The 20,177-nt window shown below is 38.9% G+C and carries 16 protein-coding genes and 1 pseudogene; 2 read left to right on the forward strand and 15 right to left on the reverse strand.

Annotated features, from left to right (window positions below; all coding sequences use genetic code 11):
* Positions 1-14 precede the first annotated feature (14 nt).
* Positions 15-503: a phage major tail tube protein gene (locus ArsFIN_RS22405; RefSeq protein WP_276489440.1), complete on the reverse strand. Its 489-nt coding sequence runs from the start codon at positions 501-503 to the stop codon at positions 15-17.
* Positions 504-542: 39 nt separating this feature from the next.
* Between ArsFIN_RS22405 and ArsFIN_RS22410 the strand changes: the two genes are divergently transcribed.
* A protein-coding gene (locus ArsFIN_RS22410) for an IS3 family transposase (RefSeq protein WP_135677411.1) occupies positions 543-1,702 on the forward strand; the annotation gives its coding sequence in 2 pieces (ribosomal slippage) (positions 543-822 and positions 822-1,702; 1,161 coding nt in all).
* A 310-nt stretch (positions 1,703-2,012) separates the two neighbouring features.
* Here the strand turns inward: ArsFIN_RS22410 and ArsFIN_RS22415 are convergent.
* Both ArsFIN_RS22415 and ArsFIN_RS22420 read right to left on the reverse strand, forming a co-directional pair.
* Complete coding sequence (locus ArsFIN_RS22415) at positions 2,013-2,996, reverse strand: hypothetical protein (RefSeq protein WP_026823756.1); 984 nt, start codon at positions 2,994-2,996, stop codon at positions 2,013-2,015.
* A 39-nt stretch (positions 2,997-3,035) separates the two neighbouring features.
* Entirely contained in the window at positions 3,036-8,660 is a 5,625-nt protein-coding gene (locus ArsFIN_RS22420) for an inverse autotransporter beta-barrel domain-containing protein (RefSeq protein ID WP_051297138.1), read from the reverse strand.
* A 691-nt stretch (positions 8,661-9,351) separates the two neighbouring features.
* Between ArsFIN_RS22420 and ArsFIN_RS22425 the strand changes: the two genes are divergently transcribed.
* Positions 9,352-9,663 (forward strand): DUF4158 domain-containing protein, encoded by a 312-nt coding sequence (locus tag ArsFIN_RS22425; protein WP_026823755.1) that lies wholly within the window; start codon positions 9,352-9,354, stop codon positions 9,661-9,663.
* A gap of 155 nt (positions 9,664-9,818) precedes the next feature.
* Here ArsFIN_RS22425 and ArsFIN_RS22430 read toward each other — a convergent pair whose 3' ends face one another.
* From ArsFIN_RS22430 to ArsFIN_RS22485, 12 genes and pseudogenes are all read right to left on the reverse strand, one after another.
* Positions 9,819-11,021, reverse strand: a complete 1,203-nt coding sequence (locus ArsFIN_RS22430; RefSeq protein ID WP_135678749.1) for an IS91 family transposase — start codon at positions 11,019-11,021, stop codon at positions 9,819-9,821.
* Between the two features lie 9 nt (positions 11,022-11,030).
* Positions 11,031-11,489 (reverse strand): hypothetical protein, encoded by a 459-nt coding sequence (locus tag ArsFIN_RS22435; protein WP_135678751.1) that lies wholly within the window; start codon positions 11,487-11,489, stop codon positions 11,031-11,033.
* Between the two features lie 241 nt (positions 11,490-11,730).
* Complete coding sequence (gene sctE, locus ArsFIN_RS22440) at positions 11,731-12,909, reverse strand: type III secretion system translocon subunit SctE (protein WP_026824125.1); 1,179 nt, start codon at positions 12,907-12,909, stop codon at positions 11,731-11,733.
* A 375-nt stretch (positions 12,910-13,284) separates the two neighbouring features.
* Positions 13,285-13,563, reverse strand: a complete 279-nt coding sequence (locus ArsFIN_RS22445; protein ID WP_026823775.1) for a hypothetical protein — start codon at positions 13,561-13,563, stop codon at positions 13,285-13,287.
* A 198-nt stretch (positions 13,564-13,761) separates the two neighbouring features.
* Positions 13,762-14,979 (reverse strand): annotated as a pseudogene (locus ArsFIN_RS22450) (type II secretion system protein GspD).
* A complete protein-coding gene (locus tag ArsFIN_RS22455; protein ID WP_026823776.1) occupies positions 14,976-16,004 on the reverse strand; it encodes a zonular occludens toxin family protein in 1,029 nt (342 codons plus the stop codon). The pseudogene ArsFIN_RS22450 and the gene ArsFIN_RS22455 overlap by 4 nt, the downstream one beginning before the upstream one ends.
* Before the next feature lie 3 nt (positions 16,005-16,007).
* Positions 16,008-16,295: a DUF2523 family protein gene (locus ArsFIN_RS22460; protein WP_135677690.1), complete on the reverse strand. Its 288-nt coding sequence runs from the start codon at positions 16,293-16,295 to the stop codon at positions 16,008-16,010.
* 12 nt (positions 16,296-16,307) lie between these two features.
* Positions 16,308-17,936: a hypothetical protein gene (locus ArsFIN_RS22465; protein WP_026823778.1), complete on the reverse strand. Its 1,629-nt coding sequence runs from the start codon at positions 17,934-17,936 to the stop codon at positions 16,308-16,310.
* Positions 17,937-17,955: 19 nt separating this feature from the next.
* Entirely contained in the window at positions 17,956-18,237 is a 282-nt protein-coding gene (locus ArsFIN_RS27865; protein WP_246067177.1) for a major capsid protein, read from the reverse strand.
* Between the two features lie 2 nt (positions 18,238-18,239).
* The gene (locus tag ArsFIN_RS22475; RefSeq protein WP_135677691.1) at positions 18,240-18,464 is read right to left on the reverse strand and encodes a hypothetical protein; all 225 of its coding nucleotides are present in this window, start codon (positions 18,462-18,464) and stop codon (positions 18,240-18,242) included.
* 9 nt (positions 18,465-18,473) lie between these two features.
* A complete protein-coding gene (locus ArsFIN_RS22480; RefSeq protein WP_026823780.1) occupies positions 18,474-18,767 on the reverse strand; it encodes a hypothetical protein in 294 nt (97 codons plus the stop codon).
* A 20-nt stretch (positions 18,768-18,787) separates the two neighbouring features.
* Entirely contained in the window at positions 18,788-20,071 is a 1,284-nt protein-coding gene (locus ArsFIN_RS22485) for a phage/plasmid replication protein, II/X family (RefSeq protein ID WP_026823781.1), read from the reverse strand.
* Positions 20,072-20,177: the final 106 nt, after the last annotated feature.

A 20,177-nucleotide genomic window follows, 5' to 3' on the forward strand; every position in this document is an offset into this window, starting at 1 on the left:
GGTAAAGTCCTGGGTTAAAGTCCTAATGCGGCGCGTTGTTTTTCAAGGCGATCAACGCCGGCCACTTTTTCAATTAAATTAATCACATCAATTTCAATCAGTTCCTGACCGTCCCACAGCAGCTTAAAATAGGTGGCTTTAAAGCTCAGTTTGGTTTGGGTGTTATCGCCGGACTTGGCACTGCCGGGGTCAATTTCAGAAAATCGACCGCGGGTAACGATTTCAACCGCGGTCACTTCCCCCGTATCGTCGCGCTGATACGCGCCACAAAAACGCAGCGGGACACCCGCAAGGGTGGTTATCCCCCATTGTTTATAAAGCTGCGCATCAAGACCCCCTAACGTGAATTCCATATCCAGCGCACCGCCGTCAAGTCCTAAGTCAATCTGCGCTTCGCCATTCATGCCACCGCCGCGGTAGCCTTCCATTTTGCGGGTCAGTTTGGGCAGTGTGACCTCTTCAACCACCCCTAACCTGTAGTGGTCTAATAAAACTGTAGAGATTTATAGCTTATAATTAAGCAAAATCTTATAGGTATAAATATGACCCGAAAAGTAAAAGTAACCTTTAGCGGAAAGCAAAAACTGGAATATGCAAAACTCATGGTTGAAGGTGGATATAGCAATATCCAAGTTGAAAAAATATCCGGTGCGGGTAAATCTGCCGTATCACGATGGAAGCAACAATATCTTGCCGAGTTAAATGGGAATACGCCTGTAAAATCAAAAGCGTTAACACCCGAGCAACAGCGCATACAAGAATTAGAAGTTCAACTTAAGCGTGCTCAGAGGGATAATGACATATTAAAAAAAGCCGCGGCTTACTTCATCCTCGACAATCAAAACTCAAAATCGTGAAGCAACTGAAAATCATGTACCCCAATTTTACGGTCACTGAGTTATGCCATCTTTTTGAAGTAAGCAGCAGTAGTTTTTATTATGAAACGAAAATACCGACAGTTGAAAATGAAAGACTGTGTGGCGAAATCAAACGTATTTTTTATACATCGGGTCAAATTTATGGCAAAAGACGTATTCAAGCCGAGTTAAAGGGTTTAGGGCACCAAATTGGCACTTATAAAATATCGAACATCATGAAATTAAATCAATTAGTTGCAATTAGACCAACGAAAAAGCACTACTATCACTCATCGGGTAACGAACATCGATATGCCCCTAATTTGCTTAAACGACAATTTTCCCCTGAACAGCATAATCACTATTATGTCGGGGATATCACGTATATTAGACATCACTATGGGTGGAGCTATTTAGCCTGTGTGTTGGATTTAGCCACCAAAGAAATTATTGGTTATGCCTTATCAACAAAACCGGATTCGAAATTAGTGAAAGAAGCCTTAGATAACGCAATTGAACGGCAATTACCGGATACGACAAGTTTGATGTTCCATTCAGATCAAGGTTGCCAATATTCATCGGAGGAGTTTAGGGCGCACCTCTTTGAACGGAAAATAACTCAAAGCATGAGTCGGCGAGGTAATTGCCTCGATAATGCCGTGATGGAAAGATTTTTTAGGAGTTTAAAGACAGAAAGACTTAACCGTTTATCGTTTATGAATCATCAATCTGTTGTCTGTGAAGTTGAAAATTATATTCAGTTTTACAATTATTATCGACGCCATTCAACGATTGGTTATTTAACGCCACATCAAAAATATCATGAACTAAAAAATGCCGCTTAGATCTTCTACAGAATTTGTTGACCATTACACTTTTCGCGGGAATGAATTTTGGATTGAAGCTTAAAGAGCTTATGGCTCGTCACGATGACCTGGCACGGTTGCGGTGGCGATAAAAATTTACGACAGGGTAGATCTATCCTTAGCTTACAAATGATTAATAATTAACCGTTTTTTGCCGTGTATTCTCCTCCCTTATCTCAACATTAAAAATAATTTACGGAAAATCAGCGAAAAATCAAAAATCATTTCATTATAATGCAGGTTAATTAGTAACCATTTCGGGTATTAATTTCTTATACATGAACCGTCTTTATTCAATTAACTTTAAAGTTGATTTGATACTAATTTTTTCTGGCGAAAAAGTTAAGGTATTAGGGTTATAGAGCCAATCCTGACCAGTTTCCTGATAATTTAATTTAAATAGCCCATCGATATTAATATTATTTTTACCGCTAGCATCAAGTGGTATTGTAATTAGTTTTTTGTTATTCGGTTTCAGTTCCTGACCAGCAATATTAAACGTAAAATTTAATCCGGTTAAATTGGTAGTGAAAACCTCGCTAGATTTTGTGCTGTCTGAATAAACTTCTAGAGTAACGCGTTTATTATCAAGATTAAGGTTATTATGAGCCTGACACGTTAAATTTAGGCCGCCAATATTGCTTACTGACTGAGGGTTTAATGTTATATCGTTATTGATATTAAGATTAAATTTTTTCCAATAATAGCTAGAACTACAATCTATTTGAGTAATATTATTTAATCCAGATAAACTAAATCGATAATTTCCTTTTGGGGTATTATTTAAACCTTTTTCACCATCAAGCTGAAAAATATTTAATATTTTAACACTATTATTTATATCAAATGTACCCTCTTTCTTTATGTAAACCTTTACTGCAATTGTCCCTCTTTTGGGATTACTAGCTTGCACTTCTATATCGGTTTTGAGCCTTCTTTGTTTTTCTGGTATACTGGCATCCAAATCGGTGTCTTTACCATTATAGGTTATGCCAAATTTCATTCCTTTTGGAATAACTGATATATCCACTTCTGGGAAATAATAAAAATAGACTGGTTCGGATATATAAGAAGTACATTCCACATTTCTAGTAAATAGTTCAGATACCCAAATTTTTTCTCCGTTATTAGAATCCTTAGGGAGCAAAACATTATCTACAATTTTAGTCTCACGATAAGGATCATTCGTTTCACCTAAAACCTTGCATTCCAGTGCTAACGCGCTGCCAGTATAGAAAAACAGCATTGACATAATAAGTGCTATTTTTTTCATTGATAACTCCATATCTATTTCACACTCAACGAGTGATTATTAATTATCTGATGACAATGTTATAATGGTATACTGAACTTTAAACTTGCCAGACACCGCATTATTCGTAGACGAAGTTACTGTGCCATCGAACTTACCCGGTATTTCACTTTTCGGTGAAAACTTAACTTTGCCTTGATTATCGGTTGTAAGTTTTTCATTAATCGATAAATCTGGAACTAACATATCTAGAGTATAATTTTTCAAAATATTATCATTTTTATCAGTCACACTAATTTCAAATGGATACTCTGATTGTGTATCCGCTGGTATAATATTATTTTTCTTTAATGATTTAATTTGAATCCTAGCAGTTGCTGTATCACCAACAAAACTTACTGTTTTATCTGCTTTTTCTACATTTTCATCGGCTAATTTTGCACTTACCTGAATATTATCAACGGCTTTAGTTGTGCTGGTTAAATCAATTTTAGCCTCTCCTTTAGCGTCGGTTTTACTCTTTGCTGGTTGTGGTAATGTAGCATCGGCACCTTTATCTTGTTGCCATGTAACCTCTACATTAGGTACCAAATTGTCATTCGCATCTTTTACCACTGCGATAAAAGTGAATGCATCCCTACCATTAGCAACTTTGCTGGTATTATCACCATCTAATGTCACCTGTTTTAATCTTGCGGTTTTATTATCAGCCGTTAACGTCACAGTTACCGGTGCAAGGTTTACCTCCAAGTCATTAAATTTAGCCGTTATGCTGATATCCCCCACCTGCGTACCAGTTAATTTTGCGGTATAAACCCCTGGTGTTTCCTCGGTGATTTCTGACACTGTAACTTTACTGTTTGTTGGATCTATACTAAAGGATACTTTATCCAGGTAACCGGTAATTGGGTTATCTTTAATATCGATTAAGGTTAGCTTCAAAGTCGCGCTCTCTTTACCATCTGCGACAATAGTAATAGGCTCGGCAGTTAGCTTGGATTTGTCTAAACTTGGATTACTGCTATCGGCAGTTAAGGTTACTTTAGCCGCATTTTTAACTGGCAACACAACGTCATTAACTTTAACTTCAATAGACGCTTGACCCGCAGTGGTACCGGTTAATGTGGCAGTATAAATACCGTTACCCTCATCCTTAACCGCATCACTCACATGACTATTTTTTAAGCTACTCTTAAACTTAACTACTTGGCCTACCAGCGGATTATCATTCACATCCAGCAAGGTCAATTTTATTGTCGAGCTAGTATTACCGTCAGCAACAATGGTTGTTGGATCGGCTTCTAATTTAGAGTTGTCCTTACCGGGGTGCTTGTTATCGGCGGTTAAGGTTACTTTAGCACTATTTTTAATCTGCAATACTGCACCATTAACTTTAACTTCAATAGACGCTTGACCCGCAGTGGTACCGGTTAATGTGGCAGTATAAATACCGTTACCCTCATCCTTAACCGCATCACTAACATGACTATTTTTCAAGTCACTCGTGAACTCGACTTTTTGACCTGCCAGCGGGTTATCATTGACATCCAGCAAGGTCAATTTTATCGTCGAGCTAGCTTGACCGTCAGCAACAATTTCTATCGGATCGGCTTCTAATTTAGATTTATCCTTACTGGGTTTGCTATTATCGGCGGTTAAGGTCACGGTAGCGGTCTTGCCAACCAGAGGTTTACCATTAACACCAACACTAATAGTAGCTTGTCCGGCTTTAGTTCCAACTAAAGATGCTTCATAAATTCCATTACCCTTTTCAGTCACCTTGCCGATCTCGCTACCCGGTAGACTAGGGGTAAACACTACCCCTTGCTCGGCAAGTGGGTTACCGTTAACGTCCTTCAATTCCAACGTTATTGTTGAAGATATTTTGCCATCAGCAACGATACTGCTAGGGTTGGCCGCCAATTTAGACTTATCGGCACTCGGTTTACTATCATCGGCACTCAAAGTGACTTTTACCACTTGACTGACAATTAATGGTTGACCGTTGACTTCAACACCAAGGGTAGTTTCTCCCGCCGTTGTTCCTGTCAGTTTTGCGGTGTAAACGCCATTATTTTCCTCTACGGTGTCACCAATTTTGCTATTTGTCAGGGTGGTACTAAATTTCACTTTATCTTTCAGACCAGAAATGGCATTACCATTAACATCCTGTAAGGTTAGTTTTACTGTTGAGAATGCCGATCCATCGGCCACAATACGAGTAGGATTAGCTTCCAGTGTGGATTTATCAGCGCCAGGTTTGCTACTATCAGCCGTCAATGTAACCACAACTGGGCTGACAGTTAATACAGCACCATTGACTTCAACACCAATCTTACTTTCACCTGCCGTCGTCCCTGTTAGTTTAGCCGAATAAACGCCATTACTTTCCTCTACGGTGTCACCAACTTTGCTATTTGTCAGACTAGTAGTAAATTTGACCTGATCTTTATGGCCAACAATCGCATTACCATTAATATCCTTTAAGGTAAGTTTTATGACCGAAGATTCCGTTCCATTAGCCACAATGCGGTTAGGAGTAGCTTCAAGTTTAGATTTATCCGCTCCAGGTTTAGTATTATCTGCGATCAAAGTGACTTTCGTCACCGCGGTCATATTTAGTACATTACCATTAACCTCAACACCAATTACTGCTTCTCCAGCCTGAGTACCCGTCAGCGTTGCGCTATAAACACCTTCGCTGGTCTCTTTTGTTCCACTTGTCTGACTTTTCGCTAAATTACTAGTAAAATTAACTTGCTGACCGCCAAGTAAGTTATCATTAATATCTTTTAGCACCAAAGTCAGAGTGGAAGTCTCGACACCATTAGCAACAACAGTACTAGGAGCAGCGGTTAATTTAGATTTCTCACCACTCACATTACCACTATCAGCGGTTAAAATTACTATTACCGGGCTCACTGTTAGTAGCTTACCTGCGACTTCAACACTGATTTCAGTCTTACCGGCTTTAGTTCCGGTTAGTGGAGCAGTATATATACCAGGTTCGCTTTCCGTTACTGGGGTTGCACTACTGTTAGCTAACGTGGTGTTAAATTTCACGCTTTGACCTGAAATTAAATTACCATTGACATCTTGCAGCGTCAGTTTCAATGTTGAAACAGCTTTACCATCAGCCATAATCTTATCCGGTTTGGCTTCCAGTTTAGATTTAGTGGGGCTTGGGTTGTCACTATCTGCAGTTAATAACACTTTTGCAGTTTTATTTTTCAATACTGAACCATTAATTTTAACGCCAACGGTGCTTTCTCCGGCAGTAATACCTGTCAGTTCAGCGGTATAAACCCCATTGCCTACCTCTTTAGTATTTTTGATCTGACTATTGGTCAAACTCGTGGTAAAGTCCACTTTATCACCAGAAATAGGATTGCCTTGCGCATCTTTCAATTCCAGTTTCAAGTTAGCGGCGGTTTTACCATTGGCAACAATCGTTGCCGGTTGTAATGTCAATAATGATTTTTCTGCGCTCGGGTGACCGGTGACAAAAGCAACTGACTGGGTTTTTTGACTACCATTAATTTCGGCAGTGACTTCGCTGCTACCCGCTTTGGTACTGGTAACACCAAAGATCAGTTCTCCGCGTTGGTTAGTATTTGCCGTTGCTCCATTCTCAATGACTGCGCCATCGGTTGCTGTAAGATTAACCGCTATATTTTCTACCGCGTTACCATTTTGATCGGTCACCAATGCATATAGCATATTCTTCTCTTTACCATCAGCTAATGCTTTATCCTTAGTAACATTTAACTTGGCAATCTGAGCTGAATTTCGATCAGCGCTAAATTTGAGCGGCCCATTTTTATAGTTGCCGTTTTCCATCGTTGCGGTGATCTTGCCTTCTCCAGCTACTTTACTGGTTATATAAATTACCGCTTTTCCTTGGCTATCAGTGGTTGCTGTTATCCCATCCCCATTGGTAGCACTCTGGGAACCATTAGACAATGTTGCCCCCAATTTGCCATCCTGTTGTTTTAAGCCATCAACGCGGAAAGTAATTACTTGATGACTCAAGGGCTGTCCATGTTCATTGGTGATCACCGCGGTGGTGGTAAAATGATCGCGATCATTAGCCGGTAAAACGGAATTAGGCTCGACAATCAAATCATTAACCACATTTCTGGAAGGTTTTACCCGTATTGTGGTCGTCGCTCTGTTTGATTCATTGTCATTATTATCTATCCCCACCGCACTAATTTGATATTCTTGCGCGGTATTCTTTTGTGTTTTATAAACATAAGCCGGTAAGATAATTTCTAGTTGAGTCGGTGAAATAACCTGATAACTGCCACCATTGGCAATAAAACTAGGCGAGACTGTCCAGTTGATTTTTTTCAAACCATATTTGGTTTTATTAACAGTGGCAGGAATAATAATCGTTTCTTTTGCTTCCGCTCTCATTTCGACTGGTAACGAAATATTAATTAATTCCTGTTTCCGATATTGCATAACAATATCATAATTTCGATCGACAAAATCATACTTATTGCCAACCAAACTACGCATAACATCAACAGCATCAGGATCTAACTGTTGCGATAATGGTACGCCAAAGCGATAAATAATATCCATGCCAACCATAGTGTCATTACGATCACCGGCCGCATGCTCTCCTTTCAGGGTGATTAATGGTATTGGCGTGTAATTTATGCCTAATGTCAAGGCGTAAGGATCGTCTTTTAATTTATCTGGATCGACACCGGTACCAAGATGGACACCTTTGCCAAAATATTTTTCATATTTAATACTACCACCCAGTTTAGGGTAAGTCGGTAAATAGGCTTCGGCGCGAACATCAAAGCCCGTTGCCGGACGCTCATCATAATCATCCATTACCGCTATTTTCGATTGGTGCCAGTCAGTTAAACCAAAATAACCATTGGCGGCCAATTTTAAATAATCAGTCCAAGCTTCGCCGCCAAGACCTAATCGGGCATTGCCACCGCTATAATCATAATCATAGAAGGTATTAATGCCATACATCCAATTACCCCAATATTGGCGATAACCTAAACCTAAATTTAAAGTATTTCTGTCTTTATTGGTTCTTAATCCCAATTGGGTAAAAAGCAGACTATTTATGCTATCAATAACAGGTAATAAAAAATCACCCGAAAATTTTCTATCAGTACCGATAGAAATACGGGCAGTACCGTACTGATTTAACCAATCATTAAGTCGCTGGTTAACCAAACCTTCGCCAATATTTTTTGCATAACCGATTGAAGCATCAACTGCATTTCTATTTGCTAAAATATTACCAACCTGGCTGGCAATTGAAGCTAAAGTTTGATCTGTATTATCTTCAGGTGGTGTTTCCGCTCCACCTAAATTAGGTAAAATAGTATTAATCGTATTGGCACTATTGCCTTTAGTTTCAAGACTTGGTGGCATTTCTAACGGATAATGTCCTGAACTTAAACGTTCAGAAGGAAATAGAGAAGTTTCCCCCTGAGATGATGATGCAGTATTATCTTCAGTAATGATATTATTACTCTCGTTTGCATCATTCATTAAGGATTGAATACCTGAGATAGTATCTGCCATTTCAGCATTTTCAATCGCTTTTACGGCAGAAGATATAGGTAATAAAGCAACTAAAAAAAGATGAATTAATAATAAAATATAAGAAATTACTTTCTTGGATGAAATAAATTTTTTAAACATTGAATTTCCATGAAAAATTTAATTAGTTTTTATATTTTTGTTAAATAAATTTATCTATATCGTGTTTTATTTTTTAACCTAACTAATTAACAAAATTAGTATTTTTTATATTTTATATATCATTAGTGATTTTAATAAATTTCATCAAAAATTTCTCTGTAGATTAATATTTAAATATTATTTAACACAATAAACTTTAAACTAACAAAAATCAAACAAGGTAATTAATTTATAATTTAGTTGAATTATATATTCATAACATATGTTTCATATCTTAAATATCTAATAAAAATACGTCGCTCTCTCTAAAATACATAATCTATATTATTCTGTTAAACTATAACATCAGAGTTAATTTAAATGATGTTTAATTTTAAAGAAAAACACTTTCTAAACGTATTATTTATAATATATATATATATATATATATTAAATAATATTATTTCTTATAAATGTAAGTATATATGAATTACAAATGATAATATTTGTTTAAACCTAAGATCGGGATGGGGAATATTCACAGATAGCTTCCTCCTACACCACCATATAGACCCAGTGGAAGCGAAGCTACAATTTGAAGCCATTTGATTTTTAAACAAATTTCTCGTATGAAAAATCACCGGTTCATCTCCTAAAACTTATCTCAATACTGATATGATACATCCATATAAAACAGCCCAGGGGGATAGTGATGTCTTCATGCTACGATCAAACCATTCTAGATTTTTGGACACTCACTGCGGAAGAAAGCACATTATTGTCTGGCATGACAGATAAAGATCGTTTAGGATTTGCCACACAACTTAAATTCATTGATATTCATGGACGTTTCCATGAACACCACAATGAGATTATTGACCCACAGGCCGTTCAATGGTTAGCAACACAGATAAAAGTTACGCCTGACCTACTGGGTTCGTATGATTTTCCGGTCGTCAGAGCAGGTGTAATGGTCAACAAATTCTGTAGAAGATCTAAGCGGCATTTTTTAGTTCATGGTTAGGAAATTGAATCGCTTTTAAAGTGAGTAGCAAAAGCCATCCCTTATTGCAAAAAGGAGATGGGGATCGATTTATTGTGTTTAGTGCCAGTTAACATTTCCTCAGAGAGTGTAATTTCTAACCTGATTTCCTTATTTTAGACACATTGATCCTGCGTTTAGCTGCGTAACCATCGCTTTTTCTCCAGGTTATGCAGTCTTTCTGACAACAATTCCGTTGCTTTTTTACCCATTTGCGCCCCGGTGAAAAGCAGCCTGTCGCCACACAGAATACATTTGTACGGATCGGTACGCAGAAATCCTTTCATCAGCACAGAAAAACCTGGGTTCTCCGGTTTTTTACGTGCCGTCATCTCAAGTGCCTTATACACTTTCGGCAATAGTTTTCCCCGTTTACGATTCGACAAAAAACCAGAGTAACGCACCATTTTAAAATGCCTGGCCGGAATATGGCTTATATAGCGTCTAATCATCTCTTCCTGCGGCAGAGTCTGCTGCCGATGCTGGCCAGTTCGGTGGTCATGGTAGTGATGAACAACGGCACCCCCTCGGTAATGCCGCAGTTTTGACGCAGATACCGGTGGGCGTTTAAGGTAGCGACCGAGGTACTTAACACTATGCCATGCCACTTTCGTTTTTTTAGCAAAGTGCACTTTCCAATAACGTCCGTACTGCGCCCTCAAGTAACGCCGCCAATGTTTTTTGTCACGGATATGGCCAAGACCGGGAAGAAGGCCAGGGTTAATTAAATCATAACTGTGACGCAGTAGTCGGATAACAGCCCCTCGCCAGATTTCTTCGACATCCTTTTTTTTGAAAAACAGCTTTCGCCATACACTATGTTTACTATCCAAACCCCCTCGAGTGACGGAAACATGAACATGCGGATGTTGATTGAGTTGCCGGCCATAAGTATGCAAGGCACAGAAAATACCAATTTCGATACCCTGTTTGCGAGCCAACTGCAGCATAGCTCGAGTGGCTGCCCGAAACAGAGCATTAAGTAGCGGCCAGTTATTGTTAAAAAAAGGCCAAAGGAGATGTGGCATGGTGAAAGTAATGTGTTGCCAGTCGCAGTCGGGTAAAATATGAACCTGCTGTGCTAACCACTGCTCGGTGGCTTTAAAGCCACATGAACTGCAGGCTTTTGACTTACAGCTTTGGCAGAAAAAACGGCTGTGAGAACAATCAGACGAAGCGCAACAATAGCGCCGGACACCCATGGCACAAGTGCCGCAGGCAAGCATGCGCTCCACAGATAAACTCGTCCACGAACTAACGCTATCGCCGTATTTTTCGAGGAATTTATTCCAACCGTCATCAATGGTGAAAAGTAGTTTAGCAGGACGAGGGATATACATCTGACTCAATTACCTTATGGGCATCTTGCCAAAGAAACAGAAATTGTCAGATTCGTCAGCCCAGTTATCGGTGTGTTTATCCCAGGGTTCAAAGGAAACAGGGATTATTCCTAGCTCCGTATAGGTGATGAATTCATCGGCAGGCAGACTTTCAGTTATTCCCCCCTCAGTGTAGTCGTATCCAGCGTCATCGGCTTGGTCTTGGCGTTGTTCAAAACCCCTGATAATCGTGACTAGCGGCGGGTAATACTGCGCGTCGAGAAAAAATTGGGGGCCGAGTCGGACGCAGTGGCGTATGGCTTCTTTTAGGGTGTCATAAAAAAATTCAGGCGGTCTGTCATCATCATTTTCGGGTGGGAGAGAGATCATAAAACGTTTCGGATAAACAGGCGCTGTGGCACGTGAAGTGACGGGCAGCCTGCCTGATTTAACCGGTTTACGCTTTCTGGGAGATTTATTGCGAGCCATCGAGATGAATCCCTGAAAAAAATTAACCTACTGCAGAGTATAAAACAGTACTCAACTCATTAACATCCCCGAAGCAGCACCGCTGCGCCGCTCACGCGTAGCGTGCTACGTTCATTGCTACCCGATAAGTCCCCCCTGGCTTCGGCGGTTTTCCATTCAGTTATCTTTGTGATTTCAATCTGCCGCCTTCCATGTCCTGACGGACATTTTAAAAATATTTGTTACTAAGAAAACTAAATTACTAAACAATCGAGCTAGCAATACGTGCCTGTAACATCCCTGTCTCACTTATGTTTTTACTAGCGCCTTCCAAACTATCGGCTTGCTTATCTACAAGATTTTTAAGCGTTTTTTGTTGCTGTTCTTTCATTTTATCATACCAGTCAAAACAAAATTCAAAGAAATTCTGCTCAAGCATTAACTCTTCAATCTCTTTTTGAAGTCCAGCTTTATCTAAATAAATACTTCCTTTAGCAATAGCTAGACCACCATTAGTCACGCCATTCAAAATGGTAGCACCTGCTTCTATAGCGTTTTTAGGTGATTTAAGTTTTGTAATATAAGGCATTATTTCACGAACAAACATCTCATAAAATTTCTCAGCGAGTGCCTTCATTGCTTTAAAACCTTCCTTTATTGAGTTCTTTAAAACTGCTTGAGTTAATTGGGGGATCATCTCTTTTAAAATAATTTGTGTTCCTTTCATGATCCCTCTACCCAACGTTACTAATGCTCCAGCTTTGCAAACATCTAAAATAACTGCACCAACTTCAAGTACTGTTTGCACGTAAAATGCTGCATCAGCAACTTTTTGCCACATTTCTTTATCACCTATACCAAAATATATTGCTGTTTCAGCAATAGCTTTGACTATACCTGCCACACCCGCGGCGATATAAACTGGACCTGCGGGTTGTCCAAGACAAGTCAACACCGCGCCATAAGCTATTTCAGCCACACCAACTATCCAATCGAAAAGAACTAGCCATTTATTTTTTTCGGATTGCTCAATTTTTTTTGCCAATTCTTCTTGAAATGCCTTAACGTTTTGATCACGTAAAAACGCTTGAGTATCCGTCATCAATTTACTAGCCTTAGCGACTGAATTAGCAGTATCACCGAATATCTTTAAACTAAGAGTTGATGAGAGTAAAAATAAATCGTTAATTGACACTTTCTCGATATTTTTTAGAGTCAGATTCTCTGTGTTGTGGAAAACAGTTAACACCCTTCCTAAAGCCTCGTCTGCCTGCTGATAGGTGATTTTCCCGGTTTTTTTCTCACCTACCATATTTAATAATATTTCATTCGGTATAGGAGATTGCGGTAACGGTGATTTAATCACAGGAGCATTATTAATAATACTGAGCTCTTGTCGCTCTGGTGAAGAAATAGATGAAAAAACATTTATATTATTCATGAAATAATAGCCCTATTAATTTAAGTCAATTTATATCTTAATTATACTTATTGATATTCAATATCAGGTATTATACGTAAAGCTTACGATTGTGGTATAGTCACAGCCCCTCCGATTTACATACTGCAACACCATTGTATATACCAACCGATAATAACCTATAGCTGTTCTGTGATTTTTTAATTGTGGGGAAGCAGAAATAAAAAAAGCCCGCCATAAAGTAGCGGGTTTCCCTGATATGGTGTGATGCGACTCAAAATCAGAAGTGGCGGTATTTACGATTAATTTTAGAAGTTATAACCTAATACCGCATCGATATTATCTCATCGAATAAAATACCCTAGGTGCGTTAAACACCTAGATTGACCGCCTTTTTTATGTCTTACAAATGCGTTGCTGGCAATCATACAAGGCAAATAACACCAATCGAACATGAAATACCGTTAATAATCCCGTTAATGAGGCTGGCTCAAATTTCATTCTGGATTCTGTTATCGTCTGTCTCACCACTTTATACGCCACTGAACGCAACACTGAGATTTCTTTTTGTGGAATGCCAAAAGCAAATAACAATGCCGTTTCAAACTGTACTGGCGTTAATTCAGGAAAAAGATTGCGTAATTCCGGATATTGAGTAGGATCGAACACAGTCATATAGACCTCCAGTCAGGTTTATGTGATAGCTGTATAGTCAGATCGGAAGTCTGGCTATACAGCGCTAAAAAACAACTTAACGCTTAACAAACAACATGTAATACAACAAACCGACGTTTTATTTTCTTACCGGCTACGTCGGTTCGCCTCTTCAGACAGGCCGCGTTCCTCGCTAATGCTGTGGTACGCTGCCTGCCTTCATCGCTGAACCTTCTTCACCTGCAAAATCACTAAAATATCAGTTTTATTATTTTCTGCCGACGCCCCCGTAAACCAGCCCTTCGGCAAAAATGAAAATCCGGTATCGACTTCAGTCACTTTATTCTCAGCCAAACCGCCTAACAAAATAATATCGCCATCAGCAACGCTCACTTGCGTATTGACCTGACGTTTAATCAATGTTGGACTGTTATTGACACCTGTTTCAGTTTTGGCAAAATTTGATAACTACTGGTCAATGGTTAAATCTACACCCTGTTGCCGGATTTGCGGACGTACATTTAATATAACCCCACTGGAACGATATTCTATTGACTGCACAGGCTTATTATCAGAATAACTCACCTTACCTAATACAGGCACATCAGAACCAACAGAAAATGATGCTTGAGCTCCATTCTTCACTCTTAATCTAGGTGAACTCACCACATGAAAACGGCTATCCGTACGAAATAATTCATATAACGCATCTAATGAACCTAAATTAAAACGAACAAAATTATCAAATCCGGCTTCTTTACCGATACCAATATTAAATTTACCTGAAACCAGTTTGGCCGCCAATGCCAAACCTGACCCGTTACGTTCAGCAGTTTGCACTTCAAAAACATAGGCAGAAACAATAACCTCATCCGTCACAATATCAATTTTAGGTAACAATACTTTTAATCGGGCAATATCGGCTTTAGTACCATAATAAACCAGTACATCGCCTGTCCGGTTCAGAAAATCCGAAGCCGTCCCCGCCCCGGTCTTTTCGGGTGCGATTTGCCCCACTGAAATACCACTACGAGGCGAATTAAAATTACCGTCAAACTGGCTGCGTAATAAATCCGATAAATACTCTACTGAGCGATAACGTGGCTGATAAACATAGGTTTCCATGACTACTGTGGGTGTTTTTGGCGTAAAGGAAACTAAATAATCAATCCCATTACGTTCATGAATGGCAATCTGTAAATTATTTAGATAGCGCTTAATGAAAGCCCGTTCATCAATTTCTGGCGTAATACGAAAGGTCACTTTACGAGGGTCATTGATTAATTCTGGTGATAGCATGAAAGGACGCTCAAAAACATACCTATACAAGACATTCAACGCTTGCGGTAAAGGCACGTTATCCAGTTCCATCATCACGCCTTTAGCCATTAATAACGGACTTACCGCTAACAACACCCCTATCCATGCCCTTTTCATTTCATGCCTCCCGAATAGGTTGTGACAACGTCACCATCAATGTTGCCCGTCATCCGCAAACCATAAAAACGAAATTGAGATAACGGCTCAAGCCGGATTTGCCCCTGCTGATTAAGTAATACCACCCATGCTTGCCCTCGCTGACTAATTTTGCCCGCAATACGCCATTGACCGGATAAATTTTGCGCCGACGAATTTTGATGTGATTTTTGAGTAGTCACTGATTTATCAACTGATTCAGAGATAGGCCGATTTTTGGGCGTAATCCCGTTACCACTAAAGAATTGATAAAGAAAATAAACGGAAACAATAACCAGTAACAACAATCCTGATGTTAATAACCAGAATTTAGATTGATTAAAAATACTCTGACGTTTATCCACCACCTGCTCTTGTCCTTGCCCCCCTTCATAAGAATGATAAAGTGGAAAAATCGCCTTGTCATAACTGCACTGATAGGATGAAGTGCGATTATTTTTAAACAGTTTAATCCCTGAATAAACATCGACCCGATAGCGATTTCGTAACCCTAACGCCACCAGTTTGGTCATTCTGTAAGTCGTCTCAATCCTATCTTTGATAAAACACGGTAAATTAGCCACCGACTGATTTAATACCACTAAATCACAGGTAAAACCTTCTGTATTAACAAAATGACCATGCTCAGCTATAAATGAGCGATGTTGTTGCGGTATCCTGTTGTTTTCCCAAATTCGCCACGCTTCATCAATGCAAATCAAATCACCCGCCTGACAAAAAGTGTCTTCTGCAATACCCGTTTGTGTTTTAAATGGGAAAAAATCAGCCTCTTTAACCTGTTCATTATCAACGCAGATAATTTCACCTAATTGAGACTCATCGGCTTTCTTTTTATCAAGACAATAAATCCTGATTTTTTCTGCTGAAATACCGTAGATATTCGTCACAATCCGGCGACCTTTCATAAAAGCGGGAATAATAACATTGCAAACCACTTCATAGGATTTACCGCTTCTTGGGATACCGACATAAGCTGAAATCGCCATACATCACCCTATCACCGGAATACGGCGCACAATAAAGCGGGTCAGATAAGCCGAAATCACAATCTTAATCCCCGTTATCACCGCAAACAAATTCATAAAATACCAGACACTATCAGGAAGTTGACCAATCAACTCCGGTAAATTCGTTGACGTGGGTAATAAAGCTAACAAAACAGGAACAAATTCAGTGACCACTAAAAACAGCGCTGAAAATACGATAAATTTAATGGTCAGCGTTCTAAAAACAAACCCTAATAAAAAATTAAATGCAGACACAATCAAGGCATACATCACTTAATCCCCTTAAGAAGACAATACAATCCGTAATCCCAGAAATGACCAGATAATCATTGAAAACAGGGTTAACAACCCACGAATGCTTTCAAACAAGGTACAATGAGCATCAATGACAAAACGCTGCTCAAACACCTCAAAAGTCGCTACTGGGCATGACGCTGTCCGTTCCGGCAAATTGAAATTTTCCAAAAATGGAAAAAGATGCTGCAATGGCGATAATATTGATTCTGCCGTCGGTGAATCTAAATCCGGCTCATTATTATCGGGATGTGATAAATCGGTTCCTTGCCCGTTACCTGTTGAGCCAGAAGATTGACCAGAATGTGAAGCAACGCCTGAAGATGAACTGACACCCGCTTGACGGGTTCCTGATGAAGGAAAAATATTAACCGCACTGCCTAAACTACTGGCGCCAGATTTACTATTAGCATTGCCTTCATTAGAAGGAATTGCATCATTTATGCCCGTACTACCCGAATATTTAGTTGAATCTGTCTGTGTTTTTGGACGCTCCCCACGATAAGAGCAGTTATGAACCTCGGTAAAACCACTTTTCCAAGTACAATCATTTAATTTACCTGTATCAAAAGCCTCATAAACGGCACGAGATGTACTCGGCTTGTACCCTTCTGATGTCCGCACATATAAACAACCATATTTTTGTAAATAATTATTCCCCATAAAATTAAAGGTATTATAAAATTTGAATGGCTCTTTACGAACAACAGGATTGCCCGAATCGTCATAACTTGTCACATTCTGATACGTTGGATAGACAATATCAGCACATTCTCTTTCACTGGGTGAAATAAAATCAGATTGCCCCGAAACCGGATTATAAACGTGTTGAACAGGCGGGAAATCTGAAGATGATTCTAAAACCTTATTGACATTTGGTGATTGCCCCGAAATTTTATTATCACTTTTTTCTTTCTCATTATCTTTTCCATTTCCATCTTCTACCGTTTTTCCTGTCGGATTCCATTTAGCATAACAAGTGCCCGACTTTTCACCACAGAGCAATACATCATCATTAGCAATATATTCACAACCATCAACATTGGCATAATAATTACTACCCACTTTTTTTGTATAAAATGAACCCGATATCGAACTTTTATTCATGCAAACTTCTTCCGGCGTTTGTAAATCCTTATTATTATTTTCAGTATCAGAAACCGTCCTTTTAATCTCACCGATAACGGATGCTTTTAACCAAAAACTATCACCGTAAGAATCAACAATTTTCTCAGTCGGAGAACCATCATAAAAACACTCGCTAACCTCAAATTTAAATTGTGAATCAGGGTAAACTTCAGCATAAATAGATTTCATATTATCGAATAAATTATGAGCAGATTGTTTAGCCTCACTACAAGCCTGCTGCTGCATAGTTAAATCAATATATTCAACACGTTTAAGCGTTCCGTCTTCACTCTTAACATCTTTTGATTTAGAAATAACATCGATATCAAACGTACTTTTATCCAAAGTCTCCCACGTTTCAGCATAAGCATAAGACGTTAAAAACAACAATATCAATCCAACCCTTGTATGACTGCCCAGGCGCATAACAGCCCCCACAAAAAACACAGAAAATAAAATCCGATTGTCAGCATCGATATAAAGGGGCATTAATTTGCCCCTCTCCTTGTTACGCACCCCGTACCATACGCAAAACCCACTTAACGCCCGCCATGCCTGCATAAACGGCAATAAGACCACCTGCAACCGCTAAAATACCCGTCATGACAGAATTGAAATTAAGGGAGTTCGTTAATTGCGTGTAATCAATAGCCGTACTTGTCCCTGTCGCTGCTTCGGCAAATGACATTGCAGAACTAAAAGCACCGAATAAACCAATACCTACACTTAAATATAAAGTGCGCAGATTAAGTTTGTTAAAAAACTTATTTAAACTTAATTTAGTCAACATAATTAAACACCTTTCATCATATTAATTACTGCACCCAGACCCTTGGAAAATAACCAAAGACCAATTACCGTGGTAAAAGGAATCCCCCAAAATTGTGCCGCGACTGAATAATCAATATTAAGGAGTTCCTGATATGGCAACTCTTTTACCGTCAGTTCAATTACTTGGCAGTCATTCATGACTTTTGAGCAAATCTTACCAACAATATTATTTTCCTGAGCAGCCATAGCCATTACCTATTCCACTAGATCGAGAAACATTTCAACGTTATGACCCGTTAAGGGTTGCCCTGTCTGCTTATCGTGATATCTAAACGAACGCTCAAAACCGGAAATACGGCAAACCAATTCATTCACTTCTGAATCAATCGCCCCCACACGCCGTTTAGAACGAATTTTGACTATAGGCGGTTTAGAATAAGGGTCAGGTGCGGGTAAAATAACGGTGGTATAAACATGTCCATCATTAGACGTACTGACACGGGTCACTTTTCCACTAATTACCGTTTGATATAAGGGCAATGCAGCCATAATGGTTCACCTTTCTTGATTTAAGCGTTTGCAACTTGTTTAAATGAATAAATATTATTTTGACGTTCAAAAACACTCACAGGCTCGACATACCAGTCAGGACGCTGTTGTGCAAAATCAATATTGATAACTTTATAAAAAGGAATGACGTTAGATTTGTCGCCCGTGAGATTTTGTAATTGTGATTTACTGATGCCAATATCGGTTAATAAGATTAAATTATTATAAAATGTTCTTTTTGCCAGAGAATTAAAAACATTTAAATAACCCTCATTCACTAAACGACGATAAAAACCAAATATCCGTTGCGCTTTAGAGTATGAAATGTTGCCTTTTGGCGTAGTAGAATAATAATGTGATTTTAATCGTTCAAAAATATGTTCATCATCATAAATATTCATTTCCATTCCCCTCAATGCCGTCAGCAAATCATCAAAACTTTTCATCCACAGATCGTAAATTAAATTAGCCCCATCACGTTCATAGTGTTGTTGATAAAGACAAAGCGCCGAAAAATTAATCGGGATCTGATTATCTTTTAAAAACCGTTTTTTCAATCGCCCTTCTAACCTCAACAGGTTATTGGCAAAATCCGTCAGGCGTTTATCATTTAAAATGGCAAACTGATTAAGCAACACCTCATCATTGGGATTAACGCGTAATTTTCTTTGTATTTCACCCAAACGTTTTGCCAGTTCAAACGCTTTATAATAAATACACAATTCCCTATGTTTAGAGCCACGGTTAAAATAGACGGTTGATTCATAATCGTTTGATTTCGTGGCTTTGGTTTGTCCATGACTGATATTTTTGAAATAGGCAATCACCTGTTTACAAATACTTTCCGTCGGTAATCTTACTGATAACGTTGTATGAAGCTCAGAAACTTCGGTATTCGTTACGTCTAACAAATTAAAAAGATGTGGCATAGAAGCCGCTAAATTAGTGATTAACTCCAGACCACATAATGCAATATTGGTTGAACCAAACACATTATGCCCCTGTAAGAGCTTGGCAGGTGAAGCCTTAAGATTGACGCGCGGGAAAATCAAATGAGTTCCCTGATAAATCTTCATGCCCAAACTGGCAAAATGCGTTGGTAACGATTCAAAAGGATGCGCTAATCCCTGAACAGATAAATCGCCTTTTATTTCAAATTCCACATCGCGAGCAGATAGCCGAATACCGCTTAATTTAGCAATCTGCATAAAATCGATAGATCCTCCGCCATGATCCTTATCACGAGACGTTCTCATCACATACTCATCTTTAAATGGAATCTGAAGCTCAAGAAGATCAATCATGAATAAAGTCCTGTTCTGCTTTCAGCTAACTATATTTCAATATGTCAACATTTAAACATGTCGAAATTATTATTTTTAGATATAAACCAAAACAGACAAGTAATTA

It is taken from the genome of Arsenophonus nasoniae (genome assembly GCF_004768525.1).
GTDB classification, from domain to species: Bacteria; Pseudomonadota; Gammaproteobacteria; order Enterobacterales; family Enterobacteriaceae; genus Arsenophonus; species Arsenophonus nasoniae.

What these genes read in the sequence shown, in the direction of transcription:
- ArsFIN_RS22415 (WP_026823756.1), bottom strand. Translation starts at nt 2,996, where the DNA reads ATGAAAAAAATAGCACTTATTATGTCAATGCTGTTTTTCTATACTGGC.
- ArsFIN_RS22420 (WP_051297138.1), bottom strand. Translation starts at nt 8,660, where the DNA reads ATGTTTAAAAAATTTATTTCATCCAAGAAAGTAATTTCTTATATTTTA.
- ArsFIN_RS22425 (WP_026823755.1), top strand. Translation starts at nt 9,352, where the DNA reads ATGTCTTCATGCTACGATCAAACCATTCTAGATTTTTGGACACTCACT.
- ArsFIN_RS22430 (WP_135678749.1), bottom strand. Translation starts at nt 11,021, where the DNA reads ATGTATATCCCTCGTCCTGCTAAACTACTTTTCACCATTGATGACGGT.
- ArsFIN_RS22435 (WP_135678751.1), bottom strand. Translation starts at nt 11,489, where the DNA reads ATGGCTCGCAATAAATCTCCCAGAAAGCGTAAACCGGTTAAATCAGGC.
- sctE (WP_026824125.1), bottom strand. Translation starts at nt 12,909, where the DNA reads ATGAATAATATAAATGTTTTTTCATCTATTTCTTCACCAGAGCGACAA.
- ArsFIN_RS22445 (WP_026823775.1), bottom strand. Translation starts at nt 13,563, where the DNA reads ATGACTGTGTTCGATCCTACTCAATATCCGGAATTACGCAATCTTTTT.
- ArsFIN_RS22455 (WP_026823776.1), bottom strand. Translation starts at nt 16,004, where the DNA reads ATGGCGATTTCAGCTTATGTCGGTATCCCAAGAAGCGGTAAATCCTAT.
- ArsFIN_RS22460 (WP_135677690.1), bottom strand. Translation starts at nt 16,295, where the DNA reads ATGTATGCCTTGATTGTGTCTGCATTTAATTTTTTATTAGGGTTTGTT.
- ArsFIN_RS22465 (WP_026823778.1), bottom strand. Translation starts at nt 17,936, where the DNA reads ATGCCCCTTTATATCGATGCTGACAATCGGATTTTATTTTCTGTGTTT.
- ArsFIN_RS27865 (WP_246067177.1), bottom strand. Translation starts at nt 18,237, where the DNA reads ATGTTGACTAAATTAAGTTTAAATAAGTTTTTTAACAAACTTAATCTG.
- ArsFIN_RS22475 (WP_135677691.1), bottom strand. Translation starts at nt 18,464, where the DNA reads ATGGCTGCTCAGGAAAATAATATTGTTGGTAAGATTTGCTCAAAAGTC.
- ArsFIN_RS22480 (WP_026823780.1), bottom strand. Translation starts at nt 18,767, where the DNA reads ATGGCTGCATTGCCCTTATATCAAACGGTAATTAGTGGAAAAGTGACC.
- ArsFIN_RS22485 (WP_026823781.1), bottom strand. Translation starts at nt 20,071, where the DNA reads ATGATTGATCTTCTTGAGCTTCAGATTCCATTTAAAGATGAGTATGTG.